The 15,404-nt window shown below is 68.8% G+C and carries 13 protein-coding genes; 11 read left to right on the forward strand and 2 right to left on the reverse strand.

Annotated features, from left to right (window positions below):
* Positions 1-23: 23 nt before the first annotated feature.
* From LYSHEL_RS12280 to LYSHEL_RS12320, 9 genes are all read left to right on the forward strand, one after another.
* A complete protein-coding gene (locus LYSHEL_RS12280; protein ID WP_213434318.1) occupies positions 24-1,892 on the forward strand; it encodes a type IV pilus assembly protein FimV in 1,869 nt (622 codons plus the stop codon).
* A complete protein-coding gene (gene truA / locus LYSHEL_RS12285) occupies positions 1,892-2,674 on the forward strand; it encodes a tRNA pseudouridine(38-40) synthase TruA (RefSeq protein ID WP_213434319.1) in 783 nt (260 codons plus the stop codon). Before LYSHEL_RS12280 ends, truA begins: the two co-directional genes overlap by 1 nt.
* Before the next feature lie 38 nt (positions 2,675-2,712).
* Positions 2,713-3,336 (forward strand): phosphoribosylanthranilate isomerase, encoded by a 624-nt coding sequence (locus LYSHEL_RS12290; protein WP_407075188.1) that lies wholly within the window; start codon positions 2,713-2,715, stop codon positions 3,334-3,336.
* Positions 3,326-4,561 carry a tryptophan synthase subunit beta gene (gene trpB, locus LYSHEL_RS12295; RefSeq protein WP_213437820.1) on the forward strand — a complete coding sequence of 412 codons (1,236 nt, stop codon included), beginning with the start codon at positions 3,326-3,328 and terminating at the stop codon, positions 4,559-4,561. Before LYSHEL_RS12290 ends, trpB begins: the two co-directional genes overlap by 11 nt.
* A gap of 35 nt (positions 4,562-4,596) precedes the next feature.
* Entirely contained in the window at positions 4,597-4,992 is a 396-nt protein-coding gene (locus tag LYSHEL_RS12300; RefSeq protein ID WP_213434321.1) for a DUF3144 domain-containing protein, read from the forward strand.
* 5 nt (positions 4,993-4,997) lie between these two features.
* A complete protein-coding gene (trpA, locus tag LYSHEL_RS12305; RefSeq protein WP_407075146.1) occupies positions 4,998-5,786 on the forward strand; it encodes a tryptophan synthase subunit alpha in 789 nt (262 codons plus the stop codon).
* A gap of 68 nt (positions 5,787-5,854) precedes the next feature.
* Positions 5,855-6,742: an acetyl-CoA carboxylase, carboxyltransferase subunit beta gene (gene accD / locus LYSHEL_RS12310; protein ID WP_213434322.1), complete on the forward strand. Its 888-nt coding sequence runs from the start codon at positions 5,855-5,857 to the stop codon at positions 6,740-6,742.
* A complete protein-coding gene (glmM, locus tag LYSHEL_RS12315) occupies positions 6,739-8,100 on the forward strand; it encodes a phosphoglucosamine mutase (RefSeq protein ID WP_213434323.1) in 1,362 nt (453 codons plus the stop codon). Before accD ends, glmM begins: the two co-directional genes overlap by 4 nt.
* A 14-nt stretch (positions 8,101-8,114) precedes the next feature.
* Positions 8,115-9,074: an isopenicillin N synthase family dioxygenase gene (locus tag LYSHEL_RS12320; RefSeq protein ID WP_213434324.1), complete on the forward strand. Its 960-nt coding sequence runs from the start codon at positions 8,115-8,117 to the stop codon at positions 9,072-9,074.
* Here the strand turns inward: LYSHEL_RS12320 and LYSHEL_RS12325 are convergent.
* Positions 9,061-11,349, reverse strand: a complete 2,289-nt coding sequence (locus LYSHEL_RS12325; protein WP_213434325.1) for an FdhF/YdeP family oxidoreductase — start codon at positions 11,347-11,349, stop codon at positions 9,061-9,063. The genes LYSHEL_RS12320 and LYSHEL_RS12325 overlap by 14 nt on opposite strands.
* Before the next feature lie 146 nt (positions 11,350-11,495).
* Here LYSHEL_RS12325 and LYSHEL_RS12330 point away from each other — a divergent pair, with 146 nt between their 5' ends.
* Positions 11,496-11,774, forward strand: coding sequence for a hypothetical protein (locus tag LYSHEL_RS12330; RefSeq protein WP_213434326.1), 279 nt, complete (start codon positions 11,496-11,498; stop codon positions 11,772-11,774).
* Positions 11,775-12,473: 699 nt separating this feature from the next.
* Here the strand turns inward: LYSHEL_RS12330 and LYSHEL_RS12335 are convergent.
* Positions 12,474-14,702 carry a M3 family metallopeptidase gene (locus LYSHEL_RS12335; protein WP_213434327.1) on the reverse strand — a complete coding sequence of 743 codons (2,229 nt, stop codon included), beginning with the start codon at positions 14,700-14,702 and terminating at the stop codon, positions 12,474-12,476.
* A 203-nt stretch (positions 14,703-14,905) separates the two neighbouring features.
* Between LYSHEL_RS12335 and LYSHEL_RS12340 the strand changes: the two genes are divergently transcribed.
* Positions 14,906-15,343 (forward strand): CBS domain-containing protein, encoded by a 438-nt coding sequence (locus LYSHEL_RS12340; RefSeq protein WP_213434328.1) that lies wholly within the window; start codon positions 14,906-14,908, stop codon positions 15,341-15,343.
* Positions 15,344-15,404 lie beyond the last annotated feature (61 nt).

Raw genomic sequence — 15,404 nt, forward strand, 5'->3', positions numbered from 1 at the left:
GCGGTCCCGGGGAGGGAATCGACATGCGCGTCGCACGAATGAGCAAACCATTGCGCACGGCGTTGGGCATCGCCCTGCTGGCCCTGTCCGGGCAGGCGGCGGCGCTGGGGCTGGGCCAGATCCAGGTCAAGTCGCGGGTCGACCAGCCGCTGCTGGCCGAAATCCCCATCGTCTCCAGCGATCCGGCCGAGCTGGAACAGCTGCAGGCCCGCCTGGCCTCGCCCGACACCTTCCGCCGCATCGGCCTGGACCCGCCCACGGGCGTGGCCGCCGACCTGCAGTTCACCGTCGCGCTGGATTCCCGCGGCCGCCCGGTCATCCGCGTCACCAGCAGCCAGCCGGTCACCCAGCCGCTGGTGACCTTCCTGGTCGAAGTGGACTGGGGCTCGGGCCAGCTGGTCCGCGAGTACTCCGCGCTGCTGGACACCCCGCGCACCGTCGCCGCGCCCGCGCAGCCGCCGATCCAGGCGCCCACGGTCGCGCAGCCCAACATCGTGGAACGCCCGGTCGCCGCCGCGCCCGTGCCGCCGCCGGAACCGGCGCCCGCCGAGCCCGCGCCCACCGAAGCCACGCAGCCGCCGCCCGAAGCCGCGCCGCCCGAACCCGCGCCCGCCGACACCACCGCGATCGCGCCGACGCCGGCACCCGAACCGGCCCTCGCGCCGGTCGAAGCCCCGGCCCCGCCGGCACCAGCCGCATCGCCCGACAGCATCGCGGTGAATGCCGGTTCGACGCTCTCGCAACTCGCCGCACCGCTCGCCACGCGCGGCTACACGCTCGACCAGGCGATGCTCGCGCTGCTGCGCGCCAATCCCGACGCGTTCGTGCGCGGCAACATCAACCTGCTCAAGGCCGGCACCGTGCTGCGCGTGCCGCCGGCGCAGGACGTCGCCACGCTCAGCGCCAGCGAAGCCGCGGTCGTCGTGCGCGATCATTTGTCGCAATGGCGCGCGATGAGTGCGCCGGCGCCGCAGCCGGCGGCCGTCGCCGACACGGGCAACGAAAAGAACAACGCCGCCACGTCGACGACCCGCGCAACGCCGCGCGTCTCGCAGGCGCGGCTCGAGATCGTGCCGCCGACGACGGGCGCGAAGACACCGGGATCACGATCCGGCGCAAGCGCCGGGGGCGAGGGCGACATGCTGCGACAGGAACTGCAACAGACGAAGGAAACGCTCGCCGCGAAGGATGCGGAAGTGGCCGACCTCAAGGCGCGCGTGGCCGAACTGGAAAAACTCCAGCAGGACCAGGCCGCGTTGCTGCAAATGAAGGACAGCAAGCTCGCCGCCGCCGAACAGCAGCTGGCGAAGGCGAACACCGCCGCGCCGGCCACGACGGTCGCGAAGGCGCAGGCGACGCAGTCGCCGCCGGCACCGCAGCCTGCCTCCACGCCCGCGTGGGTCTGGGGCGGGGCAGGGCTGATCGTGCTCGGCCTGCTGGCGTGGGTGTTCTCGCGCCGCCGCCGCGCCCCGGCCGAACCGGTGCTGCCGCGCCGCGCGTACGACACCGAAGCGATGGCGGCCGGCATGCCGAAGACCGCGCCGGACGACGACCTCGTCGACGACGCCTTCGACCTCGAACCCGACGCCCCGCCCGCACCGCCGCCGCCCGCGTTCTCCGAACCCGCGCCGCGCCCGGGCCCGTCGCACTGGACCTCCGCGCCCGCAACGCTCGGCAACGCGCCGACGTGGCATGCCGGCGGCGGTGGCGTCGCCGCGCCGGTCGCGCCGGCGGTGACCGATCCGGTCACGCCCGCGCAGCAACTCGAACTCGCGCGCGCCTACCTCGACATGGGCGACGACGACGCCGCACGCGTCGTGCTGCGCGAAGTGATGGATGGCCGCGATCCGGCGGCGCGCGAGGCAGCGGCGCGGCTGTTGCGCGACCTCTGATGCGCTATGCGCTGGGCGTCGAATACGACGGCAGCGAGTTCCTCGGCTGGCAGCGCCTGAGCAAGCCCGGTGAACCGGGCGACGACACCGTGCAGCAGGCGCTGGAAACCGCGCTGTCCACCATCGCCGATGCGCGCATCGCCACCACGTGCGCGGGCCGCACCGATGCGGGCGTGCATGCGCAATGCAACGTCGTGCACTTCGACACCGACGCTGTGCGCGATCCGCGCGGCTGGGTGCTCGGCACCACCTCGCGCCTGCCGTTGTCGGTGACGGTGCGCTGGTGCGTCCCGGTCGCCGACGATTTCAACGCGCGCTTCTCCGCGATCGCGCGCCGCTATCGCTACACGCTGCGCAACCAGCCCGTGCGCCCCGCGCTCGGTCGCCAATGGCTGAGCTGGGAGCGCGTGCCGCTCGATGCGCAGGCCATGCATGAGGCCGCGCAAGTCCTGGTCGGCGAACAGGATTTCACCGCCTTCCGCACCGTGCATTGCCAGGCCCCGCATGCGCGGCGCGACCTGCAGGCGATTTCCGTCACCCGGTCGGGGGATGACGTGGTGGTGGAGGTGCGGGCGAATGCATTCCTGCATCACATGGTTCGCAATATCGTGGGGTCACTGCTGGTCGTGGGGCGCGGAGACCGCCCCCCGGCCTGGATCGCCGAACTGCTGGCCGGACGCGACCGCAAGGCCGCAGGACCTACCGCGCCCTCCGCCGGGCTGGTGTTCGTCGGCCCGTTGTATCCCCCCGGCTTCGGCTTGCCCGACGAGGTGACCGCGTGAGCAAGACCCTGTTTCGCACCCGCATCAAGTTCTGCGGCATGACCCGCGCCGGCGATGTCCGCCTGGCCAGCGAACTCGGCGTGGATGCCATCGGCTTCGTGTTCGCCGAGGACAGCCCGCGCCGCCTGCAGCCGGAGGAAGCGCGCGCCATGCGCAACGCGATGGAGCCGCTGGTGGATGCGGTCGCGCTGTTCAGGGACAACGCGCCCGACGAAGTCCGCGCGGTGATCAAGCAGGTGCGGCCGAGCCTGCTGCAGTTCCACGGGGCCGAGGACGACGCGTTCTGCCGCAGCTTCGGGCTGCCCTACATCAAGGGCATCCCGATGGTCGGGCTGGATCCGGCGCAGCGCGCGGGGCACGCGACCCAGTTGCACCTGCGCTATCCGGGGGCGGCGGCGTTCCTGTTCGACGGCCACGCCCAGGGCGAGCGGGGCGGCACCGGCCGGACCTTCGACTGGTCGCAGATCCCCACCGGGCTCGGCAAACCCTTCGTCCTGGCCGGTGGAATGAAGCCGGACAACGTCTTCGACGCGATCCACGCCACGCTCCCGTGGGGCGTGGACGTGGCCAGCGGCATCGAAAGCGCGCCCGGGATCAAGGACGGCGATAAGATGCGGCGTTTCGTCGAAGAAGTCCGTCGTGCCGACTGCCATCCAGACTGATCGGGTCCCCAGCCCCACCGCCCCGATCGACTACCACCAGGTTCCAGACGCCAACGGCCACTTCGGCCGCTTCGGCGGCCGCTTCGTGGCCGAGACGTTGATGGGCCCGCTCGAAGAACTGGCGGCCGCCTACGACGAGGCGCGCGTGGATCCTGCCTTCATCGCGGAATTCGAATCGGACCTGGCGCATTACGTCGGCCGCCCGAGCCCGATCTACGAAGCGAAACACCTGTCGGCCGCGGTTGGCGGCGCGCGCATCCTGCTCAAGCGCGAAGACCTCAACCACACCGGCGCGCACAAGATCAACAACACCATCGGGCAGGCGTTGCTCGCGCGCAGGATGGGAAAGCGGCGCATCATCGCCGAGACCGGCGCGGGCCAGCATGGCGTGGCGTCGGCCACCGTCGCCGCGCGGCTCGGACTGGAATGCGTCGTCTACATGGGCGCCACCGACATCGAGCGGCAGAAGATCAACGTCTACCGCATGCAGTTGCTCGGCGCCAAGGTCGTGCCGGTGACCAGCGGTTCGAAGACGCTCAAGGATGCGTTGAACGAAGCGATGCGCGACTGGGTCACCAACGTGGCGGACACGTTCTACATCATCGGCACCGTGGCCGGCCCGGATCCGTATCCGCGCATGGTGCGCGACTTCAACGCCGTCGTCGGCCGCGAAGCGCGTGCGCAGATGCTCGCCGAATACGATCGCCTGCCCGATGTCGTCACCGCGTGCGTCGGCGGCGGCAGCAACGCGATCGGCATCTTCCACGCGTTCCTCAACGATCCGTCCGTGCGCATCGTCGGCGCCGAAGCCGCGGGCGACGGCATCGACACCGGACGCCACGCCGCCTCGCTCGCCGCGGGCCGCCCCGGCGTGCTGCACGGCAACCGCACCTACGTGCTGTGCGACGACGATGGCCAGATCGTCGAAACGCATTCGGTCTCCGCCGGCCTGGACTATCCCGGCGTCGGCCCCGAGCACGCGTACCTCAAGGACACCGGTCGCGCGGACTACGTCGGCATCACCGACGACGAAGCACTCGCCGCGTTCCACCAGCTTGCGCGCACCGAGGGCATCCTCGCCGCGCTGGAATCCAGCCACGCCATCGCACAGGCGATGAAGCTCGCGCGGGAGATGCCCCGCGATGCGATCGTCCTGTGCAACCTGTCCGGGCGTGGCGACAAGGACGTGCACACCATCGCCGCGCGCGACGGCATCGCAGTTTGAATCGACCGATTTTCCTTACCAGTGGAGTTGTTGAAATGACCGACGAAACCCAGGCCCAGCCCGAACTCACCCAGTCGCAGGACGGCGCGCCGCTCGACCCGCAGTTCTTCAGCGTGGTCAACGAGTTCCTGGAACTCACCAACCGCCAGTCGCAGCAGCAGGGCCTGAAGCGCATCAGCATGGCCAGCCTGTACGCCACCGCGCGCTTCAATTCGCACGTGTACCTGGCCAACGCCGGCAGCACGGCCGCGACCGACCGCACCAAGTTCCTCGACTACATGACCACCCTGTACCGCCGCATGCTCAACGAGCACCTGGACGGCCTGGGCGCCGAGCGCGGCATCGACGTGGGCGAATCCGAACTCGCCGCCGATTACGCCGCCATGGCCGCCGAACAGGCCAAGGCCGCGCAGGACAGCGCGCAGTCGTAATCGAAATGCGCCGACTCGAAGCCACGTTCTCGGCGCTGCAGAGCGCCGGGCGGAAAGCGCTGGTGCCCTTCGTCACCGCGGGCGATCCCTCGCTCGCGGCGACGGTGCCGGTGCTGCACGCGTTGGTCGCGGCCGGCGCGGACGTGCTGGAACTGGGCGTGCCGTTCTCCGACCCGATGGCGGACGGCCCGGTGATCCAGCGCAGTTCCGAACGCGCGCTCGCACGCGGCGCGGGCATGGGCTACGTGCTCGACACCGTGCGCGCGTTCCGCACCACCGATGACCGCACGCCGGTCGTGCTGATGGGCTACCTCAATCCCGTGGAGATCCGCGGGGCCGAGGCGTTCGCGCGCGATGCGGCCGCTGCCGGCGTGGATGGCGTGCTGCTCGTCGACCTGCCGCCGGAAGAAGCGGGCGACCTGCGTGCGGCGCTCGCCGCGCACGGGCTCGCGCTGATCCTGCTGGCCTCGCCGACCACACCGGAGGCGCGCCTGCAACGGCTCGTCGACGACGCGGTGGGTTACCTCTATTTCGTGAGCTTCGCCGGCGTGACCGGGGCCGACCGGCTGGACGCGTCGGCCGCCGCCGCGCGCCTGGATGCGCTGCGCGCCGCCAGCCGCGTGCCGGTGCTCGCCGGCTTCGGCATCAAGGACGCCGCCTCCGCCGCCGCGATGGCCGCGCACGCCGACGGCGTGGTGGTCGGCAGCGCACTGGTGGCGGCGCTGGCGGATGCCGCCGACCCGCCGGCCGCCGCGCGGGCCTTCCTCGCGCCCCTGCGCGAAGCCCTGCGCTAGACTGCCGCGCCCCGGTGCAAGCCGGGGCCCGCGCTCCCTTGAAGAACGAACGAACGGAAGATCGCCACGTGTCCTGGTTGAAGAAACTGATGCCTTCGCGCATCCGCACCGAAGGCGGCAACAAGCGCAGCGTCCCCGAGGGCCTCTGGGAGAAATGCGATCGTTGCGGCGCGGTGCTGTATCGGCCCGAGCTCGAGGAAAACCTCGAGGTCTGCCCGAAGTGCAACTTCCACATGCCCATCCGCGCCCGCGCGCGGCTGGCCTCGCTGTTCGATCCCGGCGCGCCCACGCGCGAGATCGGCGCCGAGCTCGGCCCGACGGACGTGCTGAAGTTCAAGGACCAGAAGAAGTATTCCGACCGCATCAAGGCCGCGCAGAAAGCCACCGGCGAGCGCGATGCGCTGATCGCGATGGAAGGCCTGATGAAGGGACGCGACCTCGTCGCCGCCTCGTTCGACTTCGCCTACATGGGCGGCTCGATGGGCTCGGTGGTGGGCGAACGCTTCACCCTCGGCGCCGAACGCGCGCTGGCATTGCGCTGCCCCTTCGTGTGCTTCTCCGCCAGCGGCGGCGCGCGCATGCAGGAAAGCCTGTTCTCGCTGATGCAGATGGCCAAGACGTCGGCCGCGCTGGCGCGCCTGCGCGCCGCGGGCCTGCCGTACGTGTCGGTGCTCACGCACCCGACGACGGGCGGCGTGTCCGCCTCGTTCGCGATGCTGGGCGACATCAACATCGCCGAACCCGAAGCGCTGATCGGCTTCGCCGGCCCGCGCGTGATCGAACAGACCGTGCGCGAGAAGCTGCCGGAAGGCTTCCAGCGTTCGGAATTCCTCGTCGAGCACGGCGCGATCGACCAGATCTGCGACCGCCGCGAAATGCGCGATCGCCTGTCGCACCTGCTGGCGCTGATGATGAAACAGGACGCGCCGCCGGACGACGCGGAGGCTGCTGCTTGAGCCGGAAACATTTCGGGACCGACGGCATCCGCGGCCGGGTGGGCGAGGGCGCGATCTCGGCGGACTTCGTGCTGCGCCTGGGCAACGCCTACGGCCACGCGCTCGTGCAGGCGCAGCGCGAATCGCGCCGCGAATGGCGCAAGCCCACGGTGATCATCGGCAAGGACACGCGCATCTCGAACTACATGTTCGAAGCGGCGCTGGAAGCGGGCCTGGTCGCGGCCGGCGTCGACGTGCAGCTGGTCGGCCCGATGCCCACGCCCGCGGTCGCGCACCTCACGCGTTCGCTGCGCGCCGATGGCGGCATCGTGATCTCCGCGTCGCACAACCCGCATTACGACAACGGCATCAAGTTCTTCTCGGCCGAAGGCGAGAAGCTCGATGACGCCACCGAGCTCGCGATCGAAGCCGCGCTCGAGAAGCCGTTCTCCACCGTGCGCTCCGAGCGCCTCGGCAAGGCCGTGCGCACGCGCGGCGCGGTCGAGCGTTACGTGGAAGCGTGCAAGAACTCCGTGCCGAAGGGCTTCGACCTGACCGGCATGAAGATCGCGATGGACTGCGCCAACGGCGCGACGTACCAGATCGGCCCGCTCGTGCTGCGCGAACTCGGCGCGCGCGTGGATGCCATCGGCGTCGACCCGAACGGCCTGAACATCAATGACGGCGTGGGCTCCACGCATCCCGAATTCCTGGCCGAACACGTGCGCACCACCGGCGCGGACCTGGGCATCGCGTTCGACGGCGACGGCGACCGCGTGCTGTTCGTCGCCGACGATGGCACCGTGTGCGACGGCGACGACCTGCTGTACGTGCTCGCCACCGACTGGCAGGGCAGTGGCCGCCTGCGCGGCCCGCTGGTGGGCACGCTGATGACCAACTTCGGCCTCGAACAGGCGCTGGGCAAGCTCGGCATCCCGTTCGTGCGCGCGAAGGTCGGCGACCGCTACGTGCACCAGCAGCTGATCGCGCACGACGGCGTGCTGGGTGGCGAAGCCTCCGGGCATTTGCTGTGCCTGGATTGCGCGAGCACCGGCGACGGCATCGTCAGCGCGCTGCAGGTGCTCGACGTACTGCGTCGCCGCGGCGTCACGCTGCGCGAAGCGATCGCGGGCCTGCGCAAGGTGCCGCAGAAGACCATCAACGTGAAGATCGATGCCGGCGCCAAGCCGGTCGACGATCCCGTCGTGCAGGCTGCGCTCGCGCAGGCGCAGGCGGCGGTCGCCGGCCGTGGCCGCGCGTTCCTGCGACCGTCGGGCACCGAGCCCGTCGTGCGCGTCACCGTCGAGGCCGACGACGACGCGCTCATGCAATCCACCCTCGAACGACTGGCCGACGCCGTGCGCGCGGCCGCGCAATGACCTCCGGAACGTCCATGTCCACGCAAGCTCGCATTCCTACGCTCGACATCAACCGCTTCACGAACCCGACGAGCGCCGAAGACCGCGCCGCGTTCGTGTCCGAACTCGGCAACGCCTACCGCGAGTGGGGCTTCGCCGGCATCCGCAACCACGGCATCCCGCAGGCGCAGATCGATCGCGCGTACGACGTGTTCCAGCGCTTCTTCGCGCTGCCGGAAGCCACCAAGAAGCAGTACCACGTGCCGGGCGGCGGCGGTGCGCGCGGCTACACGCCGTTCGGCGTGGAAACCGCGAAGGGCGCGCAGTACTCCGACCTCAAGGAGTTCTGGCACATCGGCCGCGAGATCCCGCGCGACCACCAGTGCGCCGACGTGATGGACCCGAACCTGTGGCCGGCCGAAATCCCCGAATTCCATGACGTCGGCTACGGCCTCTACCAGGCGCTCGACAAGCTCGGCTCGCAGGTGCTCGCCGCGCTCGCGCTGCACATCGGGCTGCCGGAAGACTATTTCGTCGAAAAGACGAACTACGGCAACTCGATCCTGCGCCCGATCCACTACCCGCCGATCACCACGCCGGACATCCCGAACGTGCGTGCCGGCGCGCACGAAGACATCAACCTGATCACGCTGCTCGTTGGCGCGAGCGCCGCGGGCCTGGAAGTGAAGTCGCGCACGGGCGAGTGGGTGCCGTTCACCTCCGACGCCGACACCATCGTCGTCAACATCGGCGACATGCTGCAGCGCCTGACGAACCACGTGTATCCGTCGACGACGCACCGCGTGGTGAACCCGCCGGGCGAACTCGCGCGCCAGCCGCGCTACTCCACGCCGTTCTTCCTGCACCCGAACCCGGATTTCCTGATCGACGTGCTGCCGTCGTGCGTGGATGCCGACAATCCGTCGCGCTATCCGGAGGCGATCACGGCGCAGGGGTATCTCGAAGAGCGATTGCGCGAGATCAAGCTGAAGTAAGGGCGCTCTTCGTCACCCGCACCGGCATCTCCTTGTAAAGCGGCGTCCGACTCCCCGCGGAATACACGCTCGCCGCAATCAAACTGCTCGCCTCCGGGAAATACGCCGCGCAACACCCCTTCGGGATATCCCACGCGTGCGCCGTGAACGCGGTGACGCGCCGTTCGTGCCCGTCGTCCACCAGCGTTTCGATGTCGACGCAATCGCCATCGGCCAGCCCGCGCGCGGCCAGGTCCTGCGCATTGGCGAACAACACGCGCCGATCGCCTGCGACGCCGCGGTACCGGTCATCGTGGCTGTAGACCGTCGTGTTGAACTGGTCGTGCGCGCGCATCGTCATCAAGGTCAGCACCGCATCGCCATGCACGCGGCGCGCCCGTGCGAGCGGCGTGTCGTCGTCGAAGGCATGCGCCACGAAGCGCGCCTTGCCGCTGGCGGTGTTCCATTGCCGCTCCGCGGCCGCGTTCGGCAGCGCGAAGCGTCCGTCCTGCAGCAAGCGGTCGTTGTAGCGCTCGAAGCCGTCGGTGACGCCTTGCTGGCAGCGTTCGATGCGCGCGCGGATCGCGGCGTAGTCCTGCGCGAACTCGTCCCACGGCACCGTCGGCGCACAACCCAGCGCCTGCGCGAGCTCGGCGACGATCACCGGTTCGCTGCGCTGCCGTTCGTTGATCGGCGCCTGCACGCCGCGCGAGGCGCGCACGGTGCTCGACGAGTCCTCGGTGGAGATGCATTGCTCGCCGCTGGCGCGCAGGTCGCGATCGGTGCGGCCCAGCGTCGGCAGCAACAGGCCCACCGCGCCCGGATGGCAATGCGTGCGATTGAGCTTGGTGGCGATGTGCAAGGTGAAGGGGAGGCGTTCGAGCGCGGCGAGCACGCGCGGGGAATCCGGCGCGGCGACGCCGAAGTTGCCGCCGAGCGTCAGCAGCCCCTGCATGTGGCCATCGAACAACCCGTCGAGCACGCCGGCTGCATCGCGCCCGCCATCGCGGCACAACGGCGCGCCGGGGAACGTCGCTTCGAGGTTGTCGAGCCAGCGTTGCGTCACCGTGGACGTCGCGCCCATCGTGCGGTCGCCTTGCACGTTCGAATGCCCGCGCACGGGCATCGCACCGGTACCGCGGCGGCCGATGTTGCCGCGCAGGAGCAGCAGGTTCAGCACCTGCTGGATCGTCGCGACCGCTTCGGGGTGATGCGTGAGGCCCATGCACCACGTGATCATCGTGGCGTTCGCCGCGGCGTAGTGGTCGGCGATCTCGCGCATCTGCGCTTCGGTCACGCCCGAGCGCGCCACGAGTTCGGTCCACGCACACGCATCGAGATCCGCGAGCAACGCATCGACGCCTTCCGTGTGCGCCGCGATGAACGCGTGGTCGAACACCGTGCCGGGCGCGCCGCGTTCGCGTTCGAGCAGCGCCTTCATCACGCCCTTCAGCAACGCCATGTCGCCGCCGAGCGTCACCTGGTACACCGCGTCGGCGACTTCAATGCCGCGGTTGGTGACGAGTTCGCCGATGTCCTTCGGATCGGAGAAATTCGTGAAGCCTTTCTCGCGCAACGGATTGATCGCCAGGATCGTCGCGCCGCGCTGTTTCGCTTCGTGCAGCGCGCCCATCATGCGTGGGTGGTTGCTGGCGGGGTTCTGGCCGATGACGATGAAGAGATCGGCGTGTTCGAAATCGTCCAGCGTGCACGTGCCCTTGCGCGTGCCGATGCTTTCGGTCAGCGCATGGCCCGAGGGTTCGTGGCAGAAGTTGGACGAGTCGGGCAGGTGCGGGCTGCCGTAGACGCGCGCGGCGAGTTGCCACAGGAAGGCGGCTTCGTTGCTGCTGCGTCCGGAGGCGTAGAACGCGACGGTGTCCGGATCCAGCGCACGCAACTCCCGCGCGGCGATCGCGTACGCCTCGTCCCAGTCGATCGCGCGGAACGTGCCGCGCGCGGCTTCGTACAACACGGGCGTCGTCAGGCGCCCCTGGAACTCCAGGTCGAAGTCGCCGAGCGCCTGCAGGTCCGCCGGCGTCTTCCCATCGAAGAAGTCCGCACCCGCGGCCTTGCGCGTCATCTCCCACGCGATGGCCTTCTGGCCCTGTTCGCAACTGTCGACGAGCGGGCGGCCGGGCTTGTCGGGGAACGCGCACCCCGGGCAATCGAATCCGGTGACCTTGTTGGCGACGAGGAAGGACTGCACCAGCTTCATGGCGATGCCTTGCTCGCGCCATGCCCGCACCGTGCCGCGCAGTGCGCCGCGGCCGCCGGCCGGTGCTTCGAGCTTTGTCATTCCCGTCTCCGCCTGTCGTGGCCGGCAGGATACGGCCGAGTTCGCACATCATCAAAATGAATGGGAAATCCCGGCGTTTTTTCACTCATCCATTACGTGCCAATGCCGAGATTGCACGCTCCCCGAGTCCCCCAGGTCCTGTTCCCATGGTGATCCACCTGAATGCGGCGCCGCGCGACATCGACGAAGTGACTTCGGCGCGGGCCCGCGCGCTGGGCGAGTTGGCCACCGGTTTTTATCCGAACCTGGCGTGGCAGTCGGTCGAACCGCAGATGGCGAGCGACTGGAACCGCGTGCGCGGCGAGTCGCACCTGGGCTGGAACGAGGTGCGCGAGGAAGCGCACGCGGCGTGGCAGATCGCGCGCCTGAGCAAGGACACGTGCTGCAAGGATGACGCGCCGGTGAGTATGCAGTCCGCCGCCTAGTCTCTTGCCTTCCAGTCTTGTGAACGTCATCCCCGCCAAGGCGGGGATTTTTGTTTGCGTGCGTTACCTCGCACGCCAGCGAACCCTGCGAAAGCAGGGGTCCATGGGCTTTTTTGCAAAAGCGCGCTTGAGGTGCAGTTGCGCGTCGCCCGAACCCGCGGCGGTGTAAGAATTTCTCGCCGACGTGGCGGCGAAAATTCTCACACCACCACAGGTTGGGGCATCACCTTTCGCGCTTTTTCGATCAAGGCGCCGACCATTACCTGAGGTCGCAGGCGTGCGTGTAACGCACGCACACCCCAATCATTTCTTTCGCGGCAATCAAAAGCTGCGACTGCTTCAGGGCAAGAATCGACGTTTCCTGGACGTCGCCGCGCCTGCATCCGGCATGCGCTCTTGCTCGTCGCGAAAGAAGTGATTGGGTTGCGCGTGCGTTACCACGCACGCCAGCGACCTTGGGAAACGGTCGGCCCCTTGATCGAAAAGGCTCGAATGGTGATGCCCCAGCCCGTGGTGGGGTGAGAATTTTCGCCGCCACGTCGGCGAGAAATTCTTACCCCGCCGCGGGTTCGGGCGACGCGGTCTTCACCCCAGGCGGGCTTTCGCGGAAGACCATGGATCCCCGCTTCCGCGGGAATGACGAGCAAGAACAAAAAAGGGCCGCTTGCGCGGCCCTTTTCGTTTGCAGCGATGGGTCGGTTACTTCGCCGACGCCTTCTTCGCCGGAGTCGCTTCCGCCGGCTTCTTCGCATCATCCGGCTGCGTGCCGTCCAGGCCGCGACGCTTCAGCAGCGGCGTGATGTCCGGATTGCGGCCCGCGAAATCGCGGAACAGCTGCAGCGCATCCTTGCTGCCGCCGCGCGACAGCAACGTCGCGCGGAAGTGATCACCGTTCTCGCGCGTCAGGCCACCGTGCGCCTTGATCCATTCCACCGTGTCCGCATCGAGCACCTCGGACCAGATGTACGCGTAGTAGCCCGCCGAGTAGCCGCCCATGATGTGGCTGAAGTACGGCGTGCGGTAACGCGGCGGCACCGGCGCGAAATCCACGCCGTCCTTCTTCAGCGCCGCGGCTTCGAACGCCATCACGCCGGAGGCCGGCGGAATCTGCGCCGGACCGACCTGGTGCCATTCCTGGTCGAGCATCGCCGCACCGAGGTACTCGGTGGTGGTGAAGCCCTGGTTGAACTTGCCCGCGGCCAGCACCTTGTCGAGCAGCGCCTTCGGCATCGGCTCGCCGGTCTTGTAGTTCTTCGCATAGTTGGCGAGCACCTGCGGCCAGTCGGCCCACATCTCGTTGACCTGCGAGGGATATTCGACGAAGTCGCGCGGCACGCTGGTGCCGGTGAAGTAGGGGTACTTCACGTCGGAGAACATGCCGTGCAGCGCATGGCCGAACTCATGGAACATCGTGGTCACTTCATCCCACGTCAGCAGCGTCGGCTGGCCGGCCGGCGGCTTCGGGATGTTGAGATGGTTGGCGACGACCGGCAGCGTGCCGAACAGCTCGCTCTGGTCGACGTACGAATTCATCCACGCGCCGCCCTGCTTGGAATCGCGCGCGTACATGTCGGAGATAAAGATGGCGAGCTGCTTGCCGTCCTTGTCGAACACGTCGAACACGCGCACGTCCGGCTCGTACACCGGCAGGTCCTTGCGTTCCTTGAACGTCAGGCCGTAGAGCTGGTTGGCGGCGTAGAAGACGCCGTTCTGCTGCACGTTGTCGAGCTCGAGGTACGGCTTGAGTTCGTTCTCGTCGAACGCGAACTTCGCCTTGCGCACCTTCTCCGAATAGAACGACCAGTCCCACGGTTCCAGCTTGAACGTCGGCTGGCCCTTGGCCTTCTGCTCGGCGTCGATCATCGCCTGCAGGTCGGCGGCTTCGCGCTTGGCGTTGGCCACGGCCGGCGGGGCGAGCTTGCCGAGCATGTCGTTGACGGCCTGCGGGGTCTTCGCGGTTTCGTCTTCCAGCACGAACGCGGCCCAGTTCGGGTAGCCGAGCAAGTTGGCCTTTTCGGCGCGCAGCTTGGTCACCTGCGAAATGATCGCGGTGGTGTCGAACTCGCCGCCGGTGCTGCCGCGCGACATCGACGCCTTGTACAGCTTCTCGCGCAGCGCACGGTTGGTCAGCTGCGCGGCGGCCGGCTGGCCGGTGGTGTTGAGGATGGTGAGGACGTACTTGCCTTCGAGCTTGCGCTGCTTGGCGACTTCGGCCGCGCCGTCGATCTGCGCGTCGGTGAGGCCGTCGAGTTCGGCGCGCGTGTCGACCACCACCGCGGCGGCGTTGCGGCCGGCGATCAGCTTCTGGTCGAACTGCGTGCCCAGCGTGGCGAGCTGGCCGTTGATGGCCTTCAGCTTGGTCTTGTCGGCGTCGCTGAGGTTGGCGCCGGCGCGGACGAAATCGGTGTAGTAACGCTCGACCAGGCGCGTCTGTTGCGCGTCGAGGTTCATGTGTTCGCGGTGGTCGTACAGCGACTTGATGCGCGCGAACAGCTTGGGATCCAGGCGAATCGCGTCGCGGTGCGCGGCGAACTTCGGCGAGTACTGCTCGTCGAGCTTCTCGCGCGCGTCGTTCTTGTCGGCGCCGAGCAGGTTGTAAAAGACGGTGGTCGCGCGCGTCAGCGTGCGGCCGGCCTTCTCCATCGGGATGATGGTGTTGTCGAAGGTCGGGGAGGCGGGGTTGTTCGCGATCTTCGCGTAGTCCGCCAGGTCGTCGGCCATGCCCTGGTCGAAGGCCGGCCCGAAGTCGGTGTCCTTGATCTTCGCGAAGTCGGGGTAGTGCAGCGGCAGCGTGCTGTCGGCGAAGAACGGGTTGGCGGTGTTGGCGGTCATCGCGGGGGTGGTTCCTTGCGTGGCCTGCGGCGTGGCCGCCAGGGTCGATCCTGCGGCAAGGGCAAGCGCCAGGGCGCAGGCGAGCGGGTGCTTCATCGGGGCGGGTCTCGTCGGACGGGAGCCGCAATCTACCCGAGGGCGGCGTGATCGTACGAATGACGAAAGGCATGGCGGGTGAAAGCGCCCCCCGATCCGGGAAACGGCCGAGCCTTGGCGGCCCGGTTCACGTGGCCGGCACCGCGTCGGCGCGATGCTCCGTCCCTGGGCCGCGTCGGGCGGCCATCGAATCGGAGCCCCCAATGGCCAACGTGACGTCCGTGATGACCGCCAACCCCGCCAGCTGCACGGTGGAAACCCCGCTGCGCGAAGTGGCGCGCATGATGATCGAGAACGACTGCGGCCAGATCCCGGTGGTCGACCCGGCCGGCAAGCTCGTGGGCGTGGTCACCGACCGCGACATCACCGTGCGCATCGTGGCCGAGGGCCACGACACGATGACCGCGACCGCGAAGGACGCGATGAGCCAGCCCGCGAAGTCCGTGCGCGACGACAGCAGCCTGAAGGACGCGACCGCGCTGATGGAGTCCGCGAAGATCCGCCGCGTCCCGGTGGTCGATGCGGGCGGCAAGCTGGCCGGCATCGTGTCGCTGGCCGACGTCGCGCTGGCCGGCAAGGACAACCAGGCCGCGGAAGTGGTGAAGCAGGTGTCGGAGCCGGGCAAGACCGCGAAGCATTGAGCCATCGCGCGTCATTCCCGCGAAGGCGGGAATCCACGCGGCGCTGGCGATGCCTAAACTC

Origin of the sequence: Lysobacter helvus (assembly GCF_018406645.1) — a bacterium.
Lineage (GTDB): Bacteria > Pseudomonadota > Gammaproteobacteria > Xanthomonadales > Xanthomonadaceae > Noviluteimonas > Noviluteimonas caseinilytica.